The organism is Candidatus Blochmannia sayi (nom. nud.) (assembly GCF_059935855.1).
The window spans coordinates 347742-371540 of sequence record NZ_CP011796.1; the positions used below are offsets into that span (position 1 = coordinate 347742).

Annotated in this window: 16 protein-coding genes and 1 other RNA gene; 12 read left to right on the top strand and 5 right to left on the bottom strand. The window is 26.4% G+C overall.

What is annotated here, in order from left to right:
• Positions 1 to 271 precede the first annotated feature (271 nt).
• Positions 272 to 838: a D-glycero-beta-D-manno-heptose 1,7-bisphosphate 7-phosphatase gene (gmhB, locus tag Bsayi582_RS01485; RefSeq protein ID WP_500816038.1), complete on the top strand. Its 567-nt coding sequence runs from the start codon at positions 272 to 274 to the stop codon at positions 836 to 838.
• Between the two features lie 93 nt (positions 839 to 931).
• Here the strand turns inward: gmhB and accC are convergent, their stop codons facing one another.
• From accC to aroQ, 3 genes are read right to left on the bottom strand one after another with little or no spacing between them, the layout of a single operon-like run.
• Positions 932 to 2287 carry an acetyl-CoA carboxylase biotin carboxylase subunit gene (gene accC / locus Bsayi582_RS01490; protein WP_500816039.1) on the bottom strand — a complete coding sequence of 452 codons (1356 nt, stop codon included), beginning with the start codon at positions 2285 to 2287 and terminating at the stop codon, positions 932 to 934.
• A 10-nt stretch (positions 2288 to 2297) separates the two neighbouring features.
• Positions 2298 to 2759: an acetyl-CoA carboxylase biotin carboxyl carrier protein gene (accB, locus tag Bsayi582_RS01495; RefSeq protein ID WP_500816040.1), complete on the bottom strand. Its 462-nt coding sequence runs from the start codon at positions 2757 to 2759 to the stop codon at positions 2298 to 2300.
• Positions 2760 to 2787: 28 nt separating this feature from the next.
• Positions 2788 to 3234, bottom strand: a complete 447-nt coding sequence (gene aroQ, locus Bsayi582_RS01500; protein WP_500816041.1) for a type II 3-dehydroquinate dehydratase — start codon at positions 3232 to 3234, stop codon at positions 2788 to 2790.
• 624 nt (positions 3235 to 3858) lie between these two features.
• Here aroQ and Bsayi582_RS01505 point away from each other — a divergent pair.
• The 10 genes from Bsayi582_RS01505 (at position 3859) to adk (ending at position 19579) form a co-directional block, all read left to right on the top strand.
• Entirely contained in the window at positions 3859 to 4902 is a 1044-nt protein-coding gene (locus Bsayi582_RS01505; protein ID WP_500816042.1) for a rod shape-determining protein, read from the top strand.
• Positions 4903 to 5022: 120 nt separating this feature from the next.
• Positions 5023 to 5838: a rod shape-determining protein MreC gene (gene mreC, locus Bsayi582_RS01510; protein ID WP_500816043.1), complete on the top strand. Its 816-nt coding sequence runs from the start codon at positions 5023 to 5025 to the stop codon at positions 5836 to 5838.
• An 85-nt stretch (positions 5839 to 5923) separates the two neighbouring features.
• Positions 5924 to 6400 (top strand): rod shape-determining protein MreD, encoded by a 477-nt coding sequence (gene mreD, locus Bsayi582_RS01515; protein ID WP_500816044.1) that lies wholly within the window; start codon positions 5924 to 5926, stop codon positions 6398 to 6400.
• Positions 6401 to 7047: 647 nt separating this feature from the next.
• Positions 7048 to 8523 (top strand): metalloprotease TldD, encoded by a 1476-nt coding sequence (gene tldD, locus Bsayi582_RS01520; protein ID WP_500816045.1) that lies wholly within the window; start codon positions 7048 to 7050, stop codon positions 8521 to 8523.
• A 446-nt stretch (positions 8524 to 8969) separates the two neighbouring features.
• Positions 8970 to 10310 (top strand): metalloprotease PmbA, encoded by a 1341-nt coding sequence (pmbA, locus tag Bsayi582_RS01525; protein ID WP_500816046.1) that lies wholly within the window; start codon positions 8970 to 8972, stop codon positions 10308 to 10310.
• Positions 10311 to 11578: 1268 nt separating this feature from the next.
• Positions 11579 to 13942: an endopeptidase La gene (gene lon / locus Bsayi582_RS01530; RefSeq protein WP_500816047.1), complete on the top strand. Its 2364-nt coding sequence runs from the start codon at positions 11579 to 11581 to the stop codon at positions 13940 to 13942.
• A 530-nt stretch (positions 13943 to 14472) separates the two neighbouring features.
• Positions 14473 to 14566, top strand: an RNA gene (ffs, locus tag Bsayi582_RS01535) — signal recognition particle sRNA small type.
• Positions 14567 to 15819: 1253 nt separating this feature from the next.
• Positions 15820 to 16374: an adenine phosphoribosyltransferase gene (gene apt / locus Bsayi582_RS01540; RefSeq protein ID WP_500816048.1), complete on the top strand. Its 555-nt coding sequence runs from the start codon at positions 15820 to 15822 to the stop codon at positions 16372 to 16374.
• 72 nt (positions 16375 to 16446) lie between these two features.
• Positions 16447 to 18459, top strand: coding sequence for a DNA polymerase III subunit gamma/tau (gene dnaX / locus Bsayi582_RS01545; protein ID WP_500816049.1), 2013 nt, complete (start codon positions 16447 to 16449; stop codon positions 18457 to 18459).
• A 457-nt stretch (positions 18460 to 18916) separates the two neighbouring features.
• Complete coding sequence (gene adk, locus Bsayi582_RS01550) at positions 18917 to 19579, top strand: adenylate kinase (RefSeq protein ID WP_500816050.1); 663 nt, start codon at positions 18917 to 18919, stop codon at positions 19577 to 19579.
• Between the two features lie 810 nt (positions 19580 to 20389).
• Here adk and Bsayi582_RS01555 read toward each other — a convergent pair.
• Complete coding sequence (locus Bsayi582_RS01555) at positions 20390 to 21139, bottom strand: UDP-2,3-diacylglucosamine diphosphatase (protein WP_500816051.1); 750 nt, start codon at positions 21137 to 21139, stop codon at positions 20390 to 20392.
• Positions 21140 to 21445: 306 nt separating this feature from the next.
• Here Bsayi582_RS01555 and cysS point away from each other — a divergent pair, with 306 nt between their 5' ends.
• Positions 21446 to 22843, top strand: a complete 1398-nt coding sequence (gene cysS, locus Bsayi582_RS01560) for a cysteine--tRNA ligase (RefSeq protein WP_500816052.1) — start codon at positions 21446 to 21448, stop codon at positions 22841 to 22843.
• A gap of 81 nt (positions 22844 to 22924) precedes the next feature.
• On the opposite strand, the gene folD is transcribed toward cysS, so the two are convergent.
• On the bottom strand, positions 22925 to 23779 hold the full coding sequence (gene folD, locus Bsayi582_RS01565; protein ID WP_500816053.1) for a bifunctional methylenetetrahydrofolate dehydrogenase/methenyltetrahydrofolate cyclohydrolase FolD: 855 nt from the start codon (positions 23777 to 23779) through the stop codon (positions 22925 to 22927).
• Positions 23780 to 23799: the final 20 nt, after the last annotated feature.

Below are 23799 nucleotides of genomic sequence, written 5' to 3' on the forward strand. Positions count from 1 at the left end.
TATATTTTAAAACCAATACAGATTAAATCTATCTGTGTAGATGAATTAAACATAGAATATTTTGATTTATTTTTATAAAATATACAATTAAATAGTACGTACGGTATGCTGTTTGTTATAGAGTATTTATTAATTATTAATACATAACCTAATTAATACCGCGTTAATCATATCATATTTTTAATCAAAAAATATTAAATAATTATATTTATAAATTATAAAAATAATTATCATTAATATTGTTTGAATTATATAGATACGAGTCATACACGTGAAGAATGCTATATTTATAGATCGAGATGGTACAATCAATATTGATAATCATTATGTATATAACATTAATGATTTTTTTTTCATTGATAATGTTATACATGCGATGATAGAATTAAAAAAAATGAATTTTTTTTTAATTATCGTTACTAATCAGTCTGGAATAGCACGAGGTGTATTTACTCAACAAGATTTTATATTTTTAACAAAATGGATGATTTCTTATTTACAATTATATTGCGTACATATAGATGCAGTGTATTTTTGTCCACATCATTTGCAAGGAGTAGTAAAACAATTTAAGCAGAATTGCTTATGCCGAAAACCTGGTCCAGGGATGTTATTAGATGCTCAAAAACGTTTTAACATCAATATGACTACTTCTTATATGGTAGGAGATACTGCAAATGATATGTTGGCAGGGCAATTAGCAGGTGTTGGCACTAATGTGTTAGTATGTAGCGGAAAAAAGATAACAAAAAAAACTATGAATACAGCAAATTGGATCATTAAAAGTCTAGCATCATTACCAAATATAATTAAAAAACAGCGATATAGAAATATTTAGACATTTTAAGGTTTTGTATACTATAATTAGTAATATTTTATTTTATTTATTAATAACGTAAAAATTTGTTTTGTTGTTAATTGATTTAGTTATTTAAATATTGAGTCTATTTTTTAAATAATTAACATTAATTTTATTACCTTTTTGAAAAATTTCATCAGTTATGATTTTTCGTTGTAATTCAATATTAGTATCAATACCATCAATAATTAATTCTGACAATGCATTTTTCATACGAGCAATAGCTATGTCACGTGTTTCTCCAAAACAAATTAATTTACCTATCATTGAGTCATAATAAGGTGGTACTGAGTATCCAGAATAAATATGAGATTCCCAACGCACTCCTAATCCACCAGGAGCATGAAATCTAGTAATACGTCCCGAATTAGGTATAAAATTGTGAGAATCTTCAGCGTTAATACGACATTCTATTGCATGGCCTATCGACTGAACTGATTGTTGTGTAATATTTAATGTATATCCAGACGCAATCTTTAATTGTTCTTTAATTAAATCGATTCCGGTAATCATTTCTGTAATTGGATGTTCTACTTGAATACGGGTATTCATTTCTATAAAAAAAAATTCGTTATTTTCATACAAAAATTCAAATGTACCTACTCCACGGTATCCAATATTATAACAAGCTTTTACGCAACTCTCTCCGATATACTTCCTAATTTCAGGACTAATGCCTAATGCAGGGGTTTCTTCTACTATTTTTTGATGTCTTCTTTGTATAGAACAGTCACGTTCTGTCAAGTAAATTATGTTTCCTTTCCCATCAGATAAAACTTGTATTTCTATATGTCTTGGATTTTCTAAATATTGTTCTATATAAATTATATCATTGTTAAACATATTTTTAGCTTCTAAACGCATCATTCGTATAGAATCTTTTAAATCTGACTCTTTGCGTACCACACACATACCACGTCCTCCTGCACCATGGGCAGATTTTATAATAATTGGATAATTAATGTGTAAACTTTGATATGAACAATCATAGATGTCATTATTTATATTATTATTCAGTTCACAGTTCCAACCTGGAACAGTCATTATTCCTGACTTTTTCATAATAGCTATAGCAGATATTTTATTTCCCATTAAACGAATAGTATCTGAGCTCGGTCCAATAAAAATAAAACCAGAACGTTCAACCTGTTCTGCAAAATTAGCGTCTTCTGATAAAAATCCATAACCAGGATGAATTCCTGATGATCCAGTAATTTCTGCAGCTGAAATAATAGCTGGAATATTTAAATAACTGTGTATTGCAGGTGGGGGTCCTATACAAACGGTTTCATCAGATAAAAGTACATGTTTCAAACCACGATCTATAGTTGAATATACAGCTACTGTCTTTATTCCTAATTCTTTACATGTACGTAAAATACGTAATGCTATTTCTCCTCTATTTGCGATAACAATTTTATCTAACATTTTTCTCTCGTTATTCAATAATGACTAATGGCTGGTTAAACTCAATGGGCTGCCCATTATCAGGTAAAATAGCTTTTATTACACCTGATTTATCTGATTGGATTTGGTTCATTACTTTCATGGCTTCAACAATACATAAAGTGTCTCCAATTTCAACTGTCTGTCCTATTGATATAAAGGGATCAGAATGTGGACTAGGACTGATATAAAAAATACCTACCATTGGAGAACGCACAACATGTTCACGAGCTATATTATCACTTTTTGTAGGTATAACATTGTCTGCGTTTGAAAGATTACATGTTGATGATAGTTTCGAATCTTGTGTTGTAGGTAAACACGTCGAAGAAGACGATATTTTAAACGTAGAACGAGTAATGCGTATTATTTTATTTCCTTCAGAAATTTCTAATTTAGAGATACTAGACCCTTCAATTAATGCAATCAATTTTTTAATTTTACGAATATCCATAGTAAAACCTATGTTATATCATTATTCATTAATTTTTAGACAAATATTTATGAGCCATATGTAGAGCAAATCGGTATCCGTCTATCCCAAATCCACAAATAACACCCAGAGCGATATCAGATAAATATGAATAATGTCTAAATTTTTCTCTCGTATATATATTGGAAAGATGAATTTCAATAAAAGGAATATTAACAGCCAAAAATGCATCTCGTAATGCTATACTAGTATGGGTAAAAGCTGCAGGATTAATTATAATAAAATCCATATTATAACTTTGATGTATACGATTAATTAATTCATGTTCTGCGTTAGATTGAAAATGATCCATTTTTACACCTAAAGAATTAGATATTTTATACAAATCTGTCAAAATATCGGATAAAGTGCTACTCCCATATATATTCAATTCACGTGTTCCTAATAAATTTAAATTAGGTCCATTTATCAATACAATATGAAATATGTCTTTCATAATTCTTAAATATTCTTATTAAATTTAAATATATATAATTGATCTATATTTTTTCGATGTAAAACATCATTTTGTTATTTAAATAAAGTATGTGTCATATGATTCAAAATTAAAATTTTTTCATTGTTCTCAAAAAAAAATAATCATACATAAAAACTTATTTAAACAATGAAATAATATACATTTGTTTTAGTTTTACGATTAAACATCGACATTTTTCAAAATAATATATTATTATTGTATTTAAAAATTATTTTTTCAACATTAATATTGTAATATAATATTATAATATTTTCAATGTATATACAGATTGAAAATATTAATTATATGTTGTTGTAAATGTTGTACCATATAACTTACAATATATATATATCTGAAATTTATATTCCATAATAAATATGGATCTATATTGCTTTAGTATAACAGTGATATAGATATGAATTATTGTGCATTTTATATAAAATAAAACACATAAAAATGATTTAACAACATTCAATATATCGAATAATGATTTTAAAAATATGTGTAAGTGATATTTAGTGTAATTTTATATTTATAATTCTTCAGGAGATTCCGCATAAATGAATGCCTTAGATAAATTGAATAATATTATTACAAATTATTATGTTTAAAAAGTTTCGTGGTATATTTTCTAGTGATCTATCTATTGATCTCGGAACCGCTAACACTCTTATATATTTGAAAGGGCAAGGTATTGTTTTAAACGAACCTTCCGTTGTCGCTATTCGACAGGATCGTGGAGGAATGCCAAAAAGTGTAGCTGCTGTTGGATATGCAGCAAAACAAATGCTAGGAAGAACACCAGGTAACATAGCAGCTATTCGTCCTATGAAAGATGGAGTAATAGCTGATTTTTTTGTTACTGAAAAAATGTTACAGCATTTCATTAAACAGGTACACAGTAATAGTTTTATGCGACCAAGCCCAAGAGTATTAGTATGTGTTCCGGTAGGTGCTACACAAGTCGAACGTAGAGCTATACGTGAATCTGCACAAGGAGCAGGAGCCCGTGAAGTTTTTTTAATAGAAGAGCCTATGGCTGCGGCTATAGGAGCTGGGTTGCCAGTATCTGAAGCCACTGGTTCAATGGTAGTAGATATTGGAGGGGGGACAACTGAGGTTGCAGTGATTTCTCTAAATGGGGTAGTATATTCGTCATCCGTTAGAATTGGAGGAGATCGTTTTGATGAAGCTATTATCAGTTATGTACGGCGTCATTACGGTTCTTTAATTGGAGAAGTAACTTCAGAGAGGATAAAACACACTATAGGTTCTGCATATTTAGATGATGAACTTCGTGAAATAAAAGTACGTGGAAGAAATTTAGCAGAAGGTATACCACGAAGTTTTGTATTAAACAATAATGAAATATTAGAAGCATTACAAGAACCATTAACCGGTATAGTGAGTGCGGTTATGGCAGCTCTAGAGCAGTGTCCTCCAGAATTAGCATCTGATATTTCTGAATATGGTATGGTATTGACTGGTGGAGGAGCTCTATTAAAAAATATCGATCGTTTATTGATAAAGGAAACTAGTATCCCTGTAGTAATAGCAGATGACCCACTTACTTGTGTTGCACGAGGTGGCGGTAAAGCTCTTGATATGATCGATCTACATGGTCGAGATTTATTTAGCGAAGAATAATGTCTTTAAATAAAAAATGTTACAAATAATTTTTACATTCTATGATCTAACAAAATTGAATCAATTAAAATATGTTTTTAATACATTGAACGAGTATCAATAAGATCAAGGTACCTTTTTATGTATAGCGCTGTAAACAGTAAACTTTATTATTTAGAGTTACGCTTATTTTTAGCCATAATCGCGTCTATTGTTGTCATCATGGCTGATGGAAAATTGAATATGTTTTTACAATTCAGAAATTATATAGAAAGTTCTGTTTATTTTTTTCATTATTTATGTGATAAACCATACTACGTATTAGATTATACTTTAAAAATGTTTAAAGAACATAATAAATTAATCTTAGAAAATCATGCATTACGCCAAGAATTGTTTTTAAAAAATAGTGAATTATTATTAATAGATCAATATAAACAGGAAAATTATAAATTGCATGCATTACTTAATTCTCCCTTATGTAACAATAAACGCAAAGTAATTACTAGAATTCTCTTAGTTAACTCAGATCCATATTGTAGTAAAGTTATTATAAATCAAGGAAACAATAATAACGTATACATTGGTCAACCGGTAATTACTGATTTAGGAATAGTAGGACAAGTAATTTCTACTAACGCATTTAGCAGTCGTGTTATGTTAATTTGTGATCCAGCACATGCTTTATCCGTACAAATAAAACGCAACAACATCCGTCTTATTTTAATAGGTTGTGGATATAACATAGATTTACGCGCAAAATATCCAGGAAATTTAGATATATATATTGGTGATATCTTAGTAACATCCGGATTAGATGGTCAATTTCCAGCAGGTTATCCGGTAGCAACAGTGTCTAACATCATAAAAAACCCGGAACAAGACTTCACTACAATTTACGCTCGTCCAATAGTTAAATTACAATGTTTACGTTATGCAATGTTAATTTGGGAATAATGCATATCTTAATTTAAGTACTAAATATTTTTCATATATTTTATAAAAACGATCATAATTTATTAATTAAAAAATAATTTAACAAATGCATAAATTTTATTATTATAAACCATGGGTAGTATACAGTTCCTTTATGATTGCAATTATTTTGCAAATTACATCTTTTCTTTCAAAACCGTTGTGTTTACAACCATCCTGGATAATGATATTATTAATATATTGGGTCGTAATATTTCCAAATCAGGTGAATATAGGCACTGGTTTTGCGTTAGGATTAATTACAGATATAATTTTAGGATCTACTTTAGGAATACATTCTTTATCTTTAAGTATACTTACATATTTAACAATACGGAGAATTAATTTTTTCAGACACATGCTGATTTGGCAGCAGTCTTTTATTATCGCGTTTTTTTCTTTCATTAATCAAAGTATTATATTTTTAATAAAATTTATGATGACTAAAGTCGTATGTGCTCCAGAATTATTTTGGAGTTGTTTATTTGATGGTGGATTATGGCCATTTTTAATTTTTTTAATGCGTAAAATTTATCAAAATTAATTAATAATTTACAGTTTATTAATATATAATGTATGTCACTATAATTTAACATTAATATAATATGCCATGCTATTAAATAAATTAACAACACATTAAACTTTACAAATTAATAGTTATGATTATTATGAGTGATAGTTATAAATTTAAGTAAAATTATTATGAACATATTGTTAAAAAATTTAAATATAATTAAACACTAACATCTTAAAACATTGTATATGATAAATTATATATTTAAATCATTTTTATAATTTGTTGACATTAATTACTTAATTGATTCAATAAATTATAAAATATTGCTATAATAAATAAATTAATAAATTATATAACTTATGTATACGTTTTTTTATTCATAATAAAATAATAATATTTAAATACATTATTGAATCTATAAAGATTCTAGTATTCTTAAAATATTTGTTAATAACAACTAGACACTCATTCATATATAGTTGACGTGTTTTCGTTAGAAAAATAATTAAATAAATTAAATTCAAAGATTGTAATATTTAAAAAAGGTACATCAATAGAAATTCTACTTTTTTTAGCAAAAAGAGTATATAATAATTTGAAAAAATATTTGATTTATGAATCAACGGATGGTATGTATTTGATTATATTAATAGAATGATGATAATAGGAATGGTATGAACTTAAATTTTGTGAGTGAACAATTGCTTACACCTAATAAACTACAACACAGCGATCTTTTATGCTTATTAGATCTAACAAAAAAATTTCAAATAGATTATGCTGATATTTATTTTCAATCATGTACTCATGAAACATGGACTTTAGAAGATAGCATTATAAAGTCTGGATCTTATACTATAGATCAAGGTGCTGGCGTTCGAGTAATTACAGGTGAAAAAACTGGATTTTCTTACACTGATCAATTAACTTTAGATGCATTAATGCGTAGCGTTAATGCATCTATCAGCGTGACAAATGAACGTCATTGCAGCAGTAATACTTTACTTGCTTCCAAAAATCAACAATTTTCTTATAATACATCTCAATGTTCTCCTGTATATTCTTGTTCAAATCCCTTGTCTAGTGTATCTAAAGAAGAAAAAATTGATTTATTGATGAGAATAGATAAAACAGCACGGATTACAGATTCTAGAGTACAAAAAGTTACTGCCAATCTGTCCGGTATATACGAACAAATTTTAATAGTAGCTACAGATGGAACGTTAGCTGCAGATATAAGACCATTAGTACGCTTGTCTATATCAGTACAAGTGGAGCAACGCGGAAAAAGAGAGCAAGGGACAAGCGGTGGCGGAGGACGATGTGGATACGATTTTTTTTTAGATACTACTACAGAAGGAGATATCATAGCTGATTGTTGGGCTAAAGATGCTGTACGTATGGGTTTAACTAACCTTGAATCTATAGCAGCGCCAGCTGGAACTATGACAGTGGTGTTAGGATCTGGTTGGCCTGGTATTTTATTACACGAAGCAGTGGGACATGGATTAGAAGGCGATTTTAATAGGAGAGGTAGCTCAATGTTTTCTAAAAAAATTGGAGAACTAGTAACATCTGAGTTATGCACGATAGTGGATGATGCTACACTAAAAGGATTACGCGGATCATTAACTATTGATGATGAAGGTACTCCTGGTCAATATAATATTTTAATCAAAAATGGAATTTTGAAAAAATATATGCAAGATAAATTAAATGCTAGACTTATGGAGACCATTTCAACAGGTAATGGCAGACGAGAATCTTATGCTACTTTACCCATGCCAAGAATGACTAATACCTATATGTTAGCAGGGCAATCAACACCAGAAGAAATTATCAATAGTGTAAATTACGGAGTGTATGCTTCAAATTTTGCTGGCGGACAAGTAGATATCACATCAGGTAAGTTTGTATTTTCTGCATCTGAAGCATTCTTAATAGAAAAAGGTTGTATCACTAAATCGATAAAAGGAGTTACCTTAATAGGATCAGGTATTGAAATCATGCAAAATATTTCAATGGTTGGAGATGATTTATCTTTAGATAAAGGTGTAGGTTTATGTGCAAAAAATGGACAAAATATACCAGTTGGTGTAGGTCAACCGACAATAAAATTAGAGAAAATTATTGTTGGGGGAACGAATTAACCAGTATGTGCGTGTTACATGGTAATAATTAAGCATTGAGATAAAGTTTTTCATTACGATGTAATAAAATTGTTATTTGGTTTACATATAATTTATTAACATTCGATAAATATTTATCATCATTATGATTGGTAGTATTAATCATATCAATGTCCAAATTAAATAATAATAAATACAATTATATATTATTTTAGAATGATTTTAATTTTAATATCAGAGATATGTTGTTGTTTAATTATTTTTATATTATTCGTATTGTTAATTATATCAAATAAATACATCCATACAGTTTTGCAAATCAAAACTCATAATTTGTTAAAACAAATATTTTTATTAAATATAATATTCATATATAAATATGAACCAGAATTATGTTAATCGTATAATTTATATTTTTAATAAATCTATTATAATCAAAAATTATTATTATTATTATAGGAGGTAATATGCATGTAACTAATGATATGATACAACAACATAATTTTCTAGAAAATATAGTAGATCAAGTATTAAATTTAGCACATACATATTCTAATGAGGTAGAAGTTTCAATAACCAAGACCACGGGGATTACTGTAAGTACTCGTTATGGAAAACTTGAAAATGTAGAATTTAATAATAATAGTATCTTGGGTATAACTATATTTCGTCAAAAAAGAAAAGGGAATGCTTTTTCGAATGATTTGCAAAATCAATCATTAACTCGTACTGTTGAAGCTGCAGTAAATATAACACATTATACTTCACCAGATTCATATGCCGGTATTGCTGATAAAGAATTGTTGGCATTTAGTGCTATAAATCTTGATTTATTCCACCCTATAAACTTAGATACTAAATTCGGCGTAAATTTAGCATCTAGAGCAGAACAAACAGCATTACAATATGATAAACGTATAATTTGCACTGAAGGAGGTAAATTTAATAGTTGTTTTACTACTAGAGTATTTGGAAATAGTCATGGTATGTTACAAAGTTATACTAGTAGTCAACATTCTTTATTTTGTAGTGTAGTTGCTGCAAGTGATGGAATGATGGAACAAAATTATGCATATACATTAAGTCGTTCATTTAATGATTTACGTTCACCAGAATGGGTTGGAAAAGAATGTGCCCGTAGAACATTAGAACGTTTAAATCCCAAAAAATTAAAAACAATGGAGTCCCCAATACTATTTGTCGCGGAAGTAGCTACAAGTTTATTTCATCATTTAGCAAACGCGATTCATGGAGATAACGTATGTCGTAAATCTACTTTTTTGCTTAATGATTTGAAAAAACAAATATTTCCTTCTTGGATATCAATACAAGAACATCCCCATATATTAAAAGGATGGGGATCTGCTCCATTTGACAGTGAAGGCGTACGAACGTTAGATCGCATTATTATAGAAAATGGTATGTTAAATAGTTGGCTTTTAAATAGTTATTCTGCACGTAAAATAGGACTAAAAAATACTGGACACGCTGATGGAATTTACAATTGGAATATCAGTTATAAAGATATTAGTTTTACGGAATTAGTAAAAAATATGCATTGTGGACTTGTTGTGACTGGTATTATGGGACAAGGAATTAACATGATCTCTGGGGATTATTCGCGCGGAATATCTGGTTTTTGGGTAGAAAACGGTAGAATTCAATATCCAGTAAATGAGATCACTATAGCTGGAAATTTAAAAGAAATGTTTAGCAATATTGTTGCTATTGGAAATGACATTGAAACACGAGGTTGTATTCACTGTGGGTCTGTTTTAATTTCTTCTATGAAAATAGCAGGAACTTAAAATATTAAATAATTAAAAAATTTTTATTGACAAATGATAATTTTTCAAACTGAAACAGTTGCTATCTAATAAAAGATAATTATTATTATTATTATTATTATTGTATATTAATAATGTATTTATTTTATATTTAATATTATAGTATATAAATACTGATACAGTTTTTATTATCGACTGTATTTAAAAATTTATATGTATACGCATGCTTTTCTGTTAAAAGCATATTTATAAAATACAATTTTATATAAAAAATATAAATTTATAAACAACATTTATACGTAACTTATATTATTTGGAATATTTTTAATATCTATTAAAGGATTTAGTTAATAAATAACTCAGGTGTTAATGATTTAACTAATTTAGATACAGCTAATAATATTAAATATAACGTTAATATTAATTTTAATCAATTAATTAATTCTGGTATTATTTGTTATATATTAAATTATACAATGTATTGTATCATTAAGAATTACAAATGTTAAAGTATTACAAAATACGAAAGAATTATTAATTTTTTATGAAATTTATTGATAAAAACTTTAATAAAATTAAACTAAAATTAGTTAGTAATTCAGTACTTCTTATATAATCATATAATAAATATATTTTTTAAAAGATAGAATAAATAATATTTTACGATACTATATATTACATGGTTATTAATATTATAAATTAAAATTGCTGATAAATTGATTATCATATAAATTTAAAATATAGTATAATTATGCGTGTATAATGTGCTATATGTTATAATCATTTATAAAAATATTGGAATATAGTTTGGATATATAATTTATACTTGTACAATTAGATGATTTCTATAAAAAATACGTTTAAAAAATTTTAAATAATTTTTATTATATTATTAATTTTTATTAAATTTATATAAATAAAAAATTTTTGCAGTATCATTGATATTATTGTATGAATATATCACATTTTAAAATAAATAATAAAATTTATAAATTTAAATAGTTAATAATTTTATTTAAATAAAAAACAAACATTAAATATACAAAAAAATTTAAAAAATATATTTATTTAAAAATGATTTTTAAAAATCATTAAAATTTAATTGAATATTAATTAATAAATAATTTTTTAACTAAAATTGTTTATTTTTCTTTTCATAATACTCAATGTTGAATATAATTGATTCGTCCCCATATATATCGGATATCTGGTTATCAAAAAATAGTGTAACTGAGTATTTAAAAATTGTGGTAATGATGTGTTAAGCTATAACCAAGAGAGATGGCTCTATGAATACTGAGCAACTTGAGCGCATAGAAATTCCTGTATTGCCTTTACGTGATGTGGTAGTATACCCACATATGGTGATTCCATTATTTGTAGGCCGAGATAAATCAATTAGATGTCTTGAATCTGCTATGAGTGGTGATAAAAAAATAATGTTGATAGCTCAAAAAGAAGCGTCTACTGATGAGCCGAGTATTAATGATCTTTTTTCAGTCGGGACAATATCTACGATATTGCAAATGTTGAAGTTACCGGATGGCACGGTTAAAGTATTAGTGGAAGGACTAATGAGAGCTAGAATAATCGAGTTAACGGATACTGGGAATCATTTTCAAGCTAATGCAACTTCTTTTCATCCTAAAGAATTGAACGAACATGAAAAAAAAATATTAATTCGAGCTGTTATTAATCAATTTGAAGGATATCTTAAACTTAATAAAAAAATACCTCCTGAGGTTCTAACATCGTTGAATAACATTGATAGTGCAGATCGTCTTGCTGACACTATTGCTGCTCATATGCCACTAAAATTAAATGATAAACAATCTATATTGGAAATGTCGGATATTACAGAACGATTAGAATATTTAATAGCAATGATAGAATCTGAAATTGAATTGCTACAAATTGAAAAACGTATCCGTAATCGCGTAAAAAAACAAATGGAAAAGAGTCAACGAGAATATTATTTAAATGAACAAATGAAAGCTATACAAAAAGAACTAGGAGAACTGGACGATATTATCGACGAAAATGAATCTCTTAGACGTAAAATAGAAGCAGCTAAAATGCCTAAAGAAGCAAGAACCAAAATAGAATCAGAATGGCAAAAGTTAAAAATGATGTCTCCTATGTCAGCCGAAGCCACTGTAGTTCGTGGATATATTGATTGGATATTATCAGTACCTTGGCACGCAAGAAGTAAAATGAAAAAAAATCTTATTAAAGCTCAAGAAAGCTTAGATAAAGATCATTATGGATTAGAACGTGTTAAAGATCGTATTTTAGAATATTTAGCAGTACAAAATAGAATAAATAAAATTAAAGGTCCTATTTTATGTTTAGTGGGTCCACCAGGAGTAGGTAAGACATCTCTTGGACAATCTATTGCTAAAGCAACTGGTCGTAAATATATACGTATGGCTTTAGGTGGCATGCGCGATGAAGCAGAAATCAGAGGACACCGTCGTACATACATTGGCTCTATGCCAGGTAAACTTATACAAAAAATGTCTAAAGTTGGTGTAAAAAATCCTCTATTTCTTTTAGATGAAATAGATAAGATGTCTTTGGACATGCGTGGAGATCCAGCTGCTGCCTTGTTAGAAGTGTTAGATCCCGAACAAAATACTACTTTTAATGATCATTATTTAGAAATAGACTATGATTTATCTGATGTTATGTTTGTTGCTACTTCTAATTCAATGGATATCCCAAGCCCATTACTTGACAGAATGGAGGTAATTCGTTTATCTGGTTATACCGAAGACGAAAAATTAAATATAGCACGACGACATTTATTAACTAAACAAGTAGAACGTAATGCTTTAAAACCAGGAGAATTAACAATACAAGATAATGCTTTAATAGGTATTATTCGATATTATACACGTGAAGCTGGAGTACGTAATTTAGAACGCGAAATTTCTAAATTGTGCCGCAAAACGGTAAAAATATTATTAATGAATAAAAAAATTAGATGTATAACTATTGATGAAAATAATTTAAAGGATTTTCTTGGGGTACAACGTTATGATTGTACTCATGCAGATCAAGAAAATCGAGTTGGACAAGTCACTGGATTAGCCTGGACCGAAGTTGGTGGAGATCTTTTGACTATTGAAACTGCTTGTGTTCCTGGAAAAGGAAAATTAACTTATACTGGTTCCTTAGGTGAAGTTATGCAAGAATCTATTCAAGCTGCATTAACTGTAGTAAGAGCACGTGCTGATAAATTAGGTATTAATATAGATTTTTATGAGAAAAAAGATATTCATGTACATGTACCAGAAGGAGCTACTCCAAAAGATGGTCCAAGCGCTGGGATTGCTATGTGTACTGCGTTAGTTTCTTGTTTGACAGGAAATTCTGTTAAGTCAAGCGTAGCTATGACAGGAGAAATAACTCTACGAGGACAAATATTACCTATTGGTGGACTAAAAGAAAAATTGTTAGCAGCGCACCGGGGAGGTATTAAAACAGTACTAATACCATATGAAAATAAACGAGACTTAGAAGATATGCCCTCCGTTGTAGTAAATAATTTAGATATTTATCCAGTGAAACAAATAGACGAAGTATTAATTTTAGCGTTGCAAAATGCCCCATTTAATTCCAAAATAACACCTAACATATCATTAGTATAAATACGTATACGTGTATTTTATATATTTGAAAAGCTTATAATTAAATATAATTAATAAAAATGTTCGTATATATATATTACATTTATGATACGCAAATATTTGTTGTGTTTATAAAAAAATCAATTATAAATGTTTATCGCTAAGATGACTAAGTAAAATACATAAAACATATAATAATTAATTAATAAGGATAGTGCAGGTCTTTATTGTAAAGAATAATAATAACTATAATATTAATTTTGTGATTGATTCAGTTACTTAAATTGTAAAAAAAATAAGAAATAATGTCAGTAAAACTGATGTTTTCATATATATTTAATATCGAAAAATTATTTTTGTATTTACAAATTTGTTACCACATCATGGATAAATTGATTGTATTAATATAATTAGAATTGTTATAAGAGTATATATATTATTAATTCTATAAATAGAACAGAGGTAGTAACGCACCGATAAATCAATTTAAATATTTAATTATTACTTGAAAATATTAAAATAATCATGGATAATACCCCAAAGGGATGTTATTTTAATTTACTTATAATAATTTTTGTAAAAACCGGTCAGGTCTGGAAAGAAGCAGCCGTAACAAAAATTGTTTAATATGTTGATTTAGCATCCCGATCAAATCTGTTTAGATTTTATAATATTTTATTATTTTGCCAAAAATTATAATACACGTTTTTAACGTTAGGTAGGTTTATGTCTAAAACAATAAACATTAGTATTGTTATTTAACATGAAAATGGTTTTTTATAAATTTTACGTATAAATAATTGATTGTTAAATTTATGATTATTTAATTTTATCAAAATGTTTATTTTGAATTATTCATAATATATAATCTTTCGATAGTGTTGTTGTTCATGGTTGATTAATTGTATAATAAATAATTAATTTGAAGAACCAAACAATAATTAAAAGATTAAAATAATTACAATTTTTAATTTTCGTATATTATTTTTTGTATAATTCTTATTATTTGCGGGTATATAATAGTGTATAATTTTTTCTTTAATTATTATTCGATAAATATGAAAGATACAAGTGTTTAGGTGAAAAATATTTAAGTATTATATGATATATAAGTATTTGTAAATAAATCTATTGTAGTTGTTTTTATTATTTTATTAATGAAATTAAATTAATCATTAACCACCAGATTATTTAATTTATTAAACAGTATTGTGTAACTAATTCAAATGAATATAAAATATTTATATATACAAAACGTTAAAAAACGTAAATACAATTTAATATATTTTAACTTAGAATTAGAATATTCATATTGTTATTGAATATTCAGTATTTGATACTTGTTTTTTTATTATATTCAATAATTTAAAATAAAATAATTAGCTGTTATCAATTTATAATAAATTGTATTCCAAAAATTTTTTAATTAACATGGATAGTACCATTATTAACTTAAAATATTAAATTTGCATAAACTCATACTCATAAAAATCATAATAATTAGTATTGCCGATGTTCATTGTTTTTATAATAGAACTCACGTGAGGTATATTTAACTAGGTTATGTGTATATTTATTTTCAAATAAATACTTGAAATTTTCATTAAAAATATATATGTACTATATTACAATGATAAAGTTGTTGATTATGTCGATTAACTGTAAAATTTGATATATATATATATCAAATCACAGTCTATATATAGAATAATTTTATGTTGAAATTAAAACAATTTTAACATATACGAATGTTTTCAAATTATACTATGGCTTGTACAAAATATAGTATTCATATTTTTATATGAGTATACTTATAAAAATTTATGCAGTTTAATAAAAAACTTATTTTTATATTTAAATATATCAAATTAAGTAACTGTTTATATTTTGGAAAAAATATGATAAATGTTATGGATCAACAGTTAAAATTGATCAAAAAAAGTATTAGATTTGTACCTAATTATCCAAAACAAGGTATTTTGTTTCGCGATATCACCGAATTACTCAAAAATCCTCAAGCATATGCAGCAAGTATTACCCTTTTAGCTAATCATTACAAAAATTACAAATTGACTAAAGTGATAGGTATAGAAGCTAGAGGATTTTTATTTAGCGCTCCATTAGCATTAATACTAAAGTTAGGTTTTGTTCCTGCTCGTAAAGCAAGAAGATTACCACGCACTACTATCAGTGAACCATATATTTTAGAATATGATAGTGGATATTTAGAAATACACTCTGATGCTATTATTCCAGGTGATAAAGTTTTAATTATAGATGATTTATTAGCAACAGGCGGAACGATCGAAGCAGTAGTAAAATTAATTAGACGTTTAGGGGGAGAAGTCAATCATGCTGGATTTGTAATAGCTTTAAAAAATTTAGGAGGTGAATCATTATTAAAAAAAATAGAAATAAATTCTTATAATTTAGTGACATTTTCTGATGATTAAAATATATTCATTAAATCAATTAAATTTTTTTATTATTCTATTTACAACGATTAATTATATGAGTTATATTTTATGAGCTATAAGGTACTTGCCCGTAAATGGCGTCCAAAAAAATTTTCTGATATTGTAGGTCAAAAACATATCATTCAAGCGATCACACATAGTTTTTCATTAAATAAAATTCATCATGCTTACATATTAACTGGTACTAGAGGTATAGGAAAAACGACTATCGCTCGATTATTGGCAAAAGGGTTGAACTGTGAACAAGGCATAACATCTATTATGTGTGAAGAATGCAATAGCTGTAAAGATTTTGAATCAGGTTATTTTATTGATCTTATTGAAATAGATGCAGCTTCACGTACCAAGGTAGAAGATACTCGAGAATTTTTAGATAATGCACAATATATGCCAGTTAAAGGACGTTTCAAAATATATCTTATAGATGAAGTACATATGTTATCACGTTACAGTTTTAATGCTTTATTAAAAATATTAGAAGAGCCACCTGAACATGTCAAATTTATTTTGATTACTACTGAGTATCAAAAATTACCAGAAACTATATTATCTAGATGTTTACAATTTTATTTAAAACCACTCAGTATTTCTCAAATTATAACTCAATTAACATATATCTTTAATGAAGAAAAAATAAAGACAGAGTCTTCTGCTTTAGAAGCATTAGCATATGCTGCAAAGGGGAGCATGCGTGATGCTTTGAATTTAGCAGAACAAGCTATCGTTTTAGGAAATAACAATATAACTAACGACGTTATCAATAATATGTTTGGTCTATTAAATATAGCACATCCATTATGTTTAATTGAAAGCTTAGTCGATGGAAATATACACAATGTGATGCAACAAATAAATGATTACTCTATTTTAGGGGTGAATTGGGACTATTTTTTGAGTGAAATGCTTATTATTTTACAAAAAATAGCTATGAATCATTTTTCATTAAATTCTATAAAAAAATCAAATAATAATATAATGAAAGATCAAGATATCAATCAACGTCTGCTCACGTTGAGTAATCGTATTAATCCAGAAAATGTACAATTATATTATCAAATACTATTATTAGGTCGTCGAGAATTACCTTATGCACCTAACCATCGCGTGGGAATAGAAATGACCATGTTACGAGCATTAGCTTTTCGTCCTGATGTAAATATAACAAATCAAAATAATAATATATCTTCAGATTTAGCAAATTCAAATAATAATTATAAATGTAATACAAATGATACACAATATACTGTCGATCACATTGATTTTGAATTGAAACATTTCAAGGAAAATGATAGTACATCGAATATAAAAAAATTAAAAGAAATAAATAATACATTACAATTAAATTCGAACAAATCTAAATGTAATCTTGATGATACTAAATCAAAAATTTTAATACCTATATCTGATGTTGATCCCAAAAATACTACTTCTAAAATATTAGAAGCTCGTTCAAAGCTCTTGCAGTATAAAGAAAACAACAAATTAAATACAACAGAAAAAATATCAAATTTAACCTTAGAATTCAAAAAAACAACAAAAAATATACTAGATCGATTCTCTAATATCAATAAAAATGTATCAAAACATGTAGAACTTAATAACGATATTAATATAGAGAATTTTTATAAACATGATATAAATATATCTGATTGTATAAAACAAATAATTCAAGAAGCAACAAAAAATGATCCATGGATATTACAAATATATCAATTATCATTGCCAAAATTAGCAAAAAAATTAGTTATGAATTCTTGGAAAGAAAAAATTTCTTCAAATGAGATTTGCTTGCATATTCGTTCTGATTGTCAACATTTAAATTCGTTAACATTACACAACATAATACAAGAATCACTTAGTAACAATATGGGCATCCCAATTAAATTATATATTAAACCAAGCAACAATTATGAGATGAAAACACCAATAGAATATATCCATATTTTATATAAAGAAAAAATATTAAAAGTAAAACAAGAATTTTCACAAGATCCATGTATTGAAATGATAAAAAAATTTTTTGACGCTGAACTTGATATAAATAGTATTGAAATACTTTAGTATTAAAATTGAATTATGCTAAACTAGTTAATGAAACATACAATAATATTTATTGTGCACTATACTAATAATAATATGATAAAAAATCACATTGATAATGAATATATTAAATGATATATCTTTATTAGATAAAAATGAATATTAAAATAAATAATAATCAGTAATACAGCTATGTTAATAGCTAGTTAACTTTACTGATTTAATTATTGAGGTGATTGTATAGCAATATGTATATTATTACATAATTTTATATTATGTAATATGTAAAATAAAGTACTTATATTTATTACCATTATTTTAAATTTATCGATTGATTAAAAGTAATGTTACGTAATTTTTTATTATGAATATCAATACACATAATAATTATATTTATCAGCTATATAATATACGTGTGTATTTGATATTCAGAACATTATTTAATGAAATTTAATATAGTTTAAGTTGAGAATTAAATTTGATACGAATTATATTTTTAGGGCCTCCTGGATCCGGAAAAGGCACACAAGCTCATCTTATTTCTAAAAAATATAATATTCCTAATATTTCTACAGGTTTGATGTTACGTCAAACTTTCTCTGAAAATCCATCTACATATCATGATAAAACTCAACAAAATATGATCAATATCATAAATTCTGGTGACTTAATAAATGATACGTTTATGGTTCAGTTAATTAATACGCGTATTAATAAAAATGATTGTTGTAATGGATTTTTGTTAGATGGGTTTCCTAGAACAATTAGGCAAGCATTATTTATGGAACAATATAAAATTTTTGTAGATTACATTATAGAATTTGTTATTCCAGATGATGTATTAATTAATCGTATTACAGGTAGACGAATACATATTAAATCTGGTAGAACGTATCATATTAAATTTAATCCGCCTCAAAATTATGGGTTAGATGATGTTACTGGAGAAAATTTAACTATCCGACAAGACGATTGCGAAGAAACTATACGTAAACGATTAAATAATTACTATCAATATACTAAACCATTATTAAATTATTATCAAAAACAATCTAAACACAAAAAATTACGATACTTTTCTATTAACGGAAACCGTCAAATTTCTGAAATTTATAAAGAATTAATTAACATTATTCATTAAAAAATCGCATCATTTAAATAATAAATACTATTTAAAATAACCATATTTAATAATTTTTTTATCTAAATTAATTAATATAAACATAAATAAAGTAATATACACAACACACTATATATATACCTATCGTATAGGTACAACCAATAATTAATTGTAACATAATCATAAATTGATTATATGACATCATATATACTTTTGTTGACCAAATTAAAAATTAAAAAATTTGGTGATATAACATAAATTAATTAAAAAATTTTTTCTATTTTTTATGGATTTAACGATAATATTTTTTATTTATCCAATAAATAAAAATGAACACTAATTACAATATTTGTTTTAATTTATATTAGATTTTATTTCTGATCTATCTACAAGTTCCTTAAAAATTCACATTTTAACCTATTATCAGACTGTGTATTTTATTATCGATAATTTAAAATAAAATATCTAATATATAAAGATTTTCTTTTTATTTTAAAAAAATTATTTCATCAAAATTTATCTGCTAAAAAATAAAAAAATTATATAATTTAAGATATTTATATTTTATATCTAAAATACTATTTATTAAAAAATCTATAATTTTATATAATGCAATATAAAATAAATTGATTATAGATAAAACTATTAATTAAATATTAGCTTTTAATAAGAAAACAATGTATGATATATTGATGTATGTTATATATTATATACAATATAAATAAATATGGAAATTTCATTATATTTGTACACATAAAATATGTATAAAACACTGTTTTTAATATGAAGTTAAATAACATTATATTTAAAATAGTAACACATATGAATTATTTAGTATTTTATTATTTTATTTAATGGAAATTCTATAAATGTAATGTTATTATTTTCTTCATTTATTTTTATCATTGAACCATATTCCTTCCAATGCCCCAATACCATTATTTTAAAAAATTCTTTTTTTGATTTATAAAGCTTGTGAATGGCTGGTCGATGAATATGTCCATGAATCATAATTTCTGCATTATTCTGAATTAATATATCTGTAATCATCTTGAAGTTAGTATTTAATTTTTTAGACTTATATTGTTTAAATTTCATACAACAAGTACGTACAAAATTAAATATACGAAGACGCACAAATAACGGTAATGACAAAAAAACATGTTGCGTTACAATATGATTTAAGTATTTTCGAAATAATTGATAAGAATCATCATTCGTGCACAGAGTATCTCCGTGCAAAATCACTATTTTTTTACCTGATTTCAATTTTAATACTTGTTTAGAAGGCAACAAGGTCATGCCACAAGAATTAGCATACTTTTTCCCTAATAAAAAATCATGATTTCCATGAATAAAATAACACGAAATATTTTTTTGATTTAAAGTTTTTAATGCTTTAGCGATATTAATATGTAACGAATTATGATCGTCATCTCCTAACCATATTTCAAATAAATCCCCTAATATATAAAGAGCTCGAGCACGCATTGCATAATAATTTAAAAAATACAAAAACCCATCAGTAACATCCGGAGTTTTCATACATAAATGAACATCTGAAATAATCAAAATAGACATACATTTATATATTTAAATAGAATAATAATTCCATAATATTTTTTAAAATTTATATTAGAGCGATTTAATTAAATTATTTTATCTATATAATAATCAATCATATAATGATAATATTTAGTATACAATAAATATTATTATACATTTAGTTTAATGTAAAATACACGGTATTTATTTCCAATAAAATAAAAATATTAACACTATACCAAGTTATATTGTTATTTAACGTTATTAAAAATCCTGCAAATCTATACATCCCTATTTAAAGACTGTATTTTACATCATATATACGTTACGGAATAAATTAAAATGCTCAAAATTTTTAATAGTTTAACAAAAAAAAAAGAAGAATTTAAATCTATTACTGCTGGAAAAATTAAAATGTATATTTGTGGCGTTACTGTTTACGATTTGTGTCATCTTGGGCACGCTAGAACATTTATAGTATTTGATAGTATTGTTCGTTATTTAAGTTACTGTGGATATCAAGTAAATTACGTACGCAATATTACAGATATAGATGATAAAATTATAAAAAGAGCCTACGAAAATAACGAAACTATCACACAATTAACCAATCGTATGATTCAAGAAATGCACTTAGATTTAGATGCATTAAATATAATACGTCCAAATTATGAACCAAAAGCAACCGAGTATATTGATGTTATTATTAAATTTATTTGTCTATTAATTAAAAAAAAACATGCATATATAGCTTCCAACGGAGATATAATGTTTTCTGTAAAAACTATGCACAATTATGGTGTATTATCCAATCGAAAAAAAACATCTAAAATACAGCGTAATATATTAAAAATATCAAACACAAAAATAAATCCTATAGATTTTGTTCTTTGGAAGAGAACAAAACCAGGGGAACCTTTTTGGTTATCTCCATGGGGGGCAGGGCGTCCAGGATGGCATATTGAATGTTCTGCTATGGGTTATTCCATTTTTGGCAATCAACTAGATATTCATGGTGGAGGATCAGATTTAATTTTTCCCCATCATGATAATGAAATTGCTCAATCTATTTGCGCCTATAATACTACTTGTGCAAATATATGGATGCATTCTGGTCTGTTGTTATTGAATCACGAAAAAATGTCAAAATCATCAAATAATTTTTTCACTATACGTGATACTTTAGCACGTTATGATCCCGAAACAATAAGATATTTTTTAATGTCTGCTCATTACCGCAGTCAATTAAAATATAATAATGATAATCTTAAAAATGCACAAGCTTCTTTAAAAAGGCTTTATATTGCTTTAAGAGATACTAATCCCACAATCAAACCTAACGGGGGAGAACATTTTATATCAAAATTTGAATCCAAAATGAATGATGATTTCAATACACCAGCAGCATATTCAGTATTATTTGATATAGCGCATAAATTAAATTATCTAAAAATCAAACATCATTCACTTACTAACGGTATAGCAGCTACTCTGAAATATTTAGCAAATATTATTGGTTTACTATACCAACATCCAGAAATATTTTTAAAAAAACTAACATCAAAAAATAATAAGAATTATTATCATACTGATGAAATTCAAAAATTAATTCAGTATCGCGAAGAAGCACGTAGAAACAATAAATGGGAATTGGCTGATAAGATACGATCAAAGCTAAATTCTATGGGAATAACAGTAGAAGATGACTCTACAGGCACGACAAAGTGGCATTACAATTGATATAGATGTCTATCTGATAATTTTATTAAATTAAACTAAAATAAAATATAAAAAACTATAATAAGTAATAATTAATTTGTCTTAATATAAATGATTGTAATAAGCCTTTAAGGTATTTTGAACAAGCGTAGCTACTGTCATTGGACCTACTCCACCCGGAACAGGTGTAATATATGCAGCTCGTTCATAAGCGCTAGGAAAATGCACATCACCTACTATATCTCCGTTATTTAATCGATTAATTCCAACATCGATTACTATAGACCCTTGTTTTATCCAATCTCCAGGAATAAAATTTGCTCTTCCGACCGCTACAATTAATAAATCAGCATTTTCAACATATATTTTTAAATTTTGGGTAAAGCGATGAGTTACAGACACAGTACAGCCAGCTAATAATAATTCCATTGTCATAGGACGACCAACAATATTCGATGCCCCAACTATAACTGCATGCAATACAAACATGTCTACATGATACCATTCTAATAAAGTGATAATACCTCGAGAAGTACAAGGACGTAACATAGGAGATCTTTGGCATAAACGTCCTATATTATATGGATGAAAACCGTCTACATCTTTATCAGGAGATATATGCTCTAAAATCTTTATTTTATTTAACTTAATTGGCAACGGTAATTGAATTAAAATACCATCTACACGATTATCTTTATTAAGATTTTCAATTAATTGTAAAATTTCTCTTTCAGTTACTGTAATAGGTAAAGTATAAAGAAATGAAATAAAACCAACTTGTGCACATGCCTTTTTTTTATTAGTTACGTATATTTTGGAAATGGGATTATGTCCTACTAGAATCATAGCTAATCCAGGGGCACGTTTCCCAGAATTTGTATTTTTATGTACTTGAATAGCTATTTCTTCCTGTATTTTATTAGAAACATACTTACCATCAATTACTTTAGCAACCATTTTGATAATATATCCATATC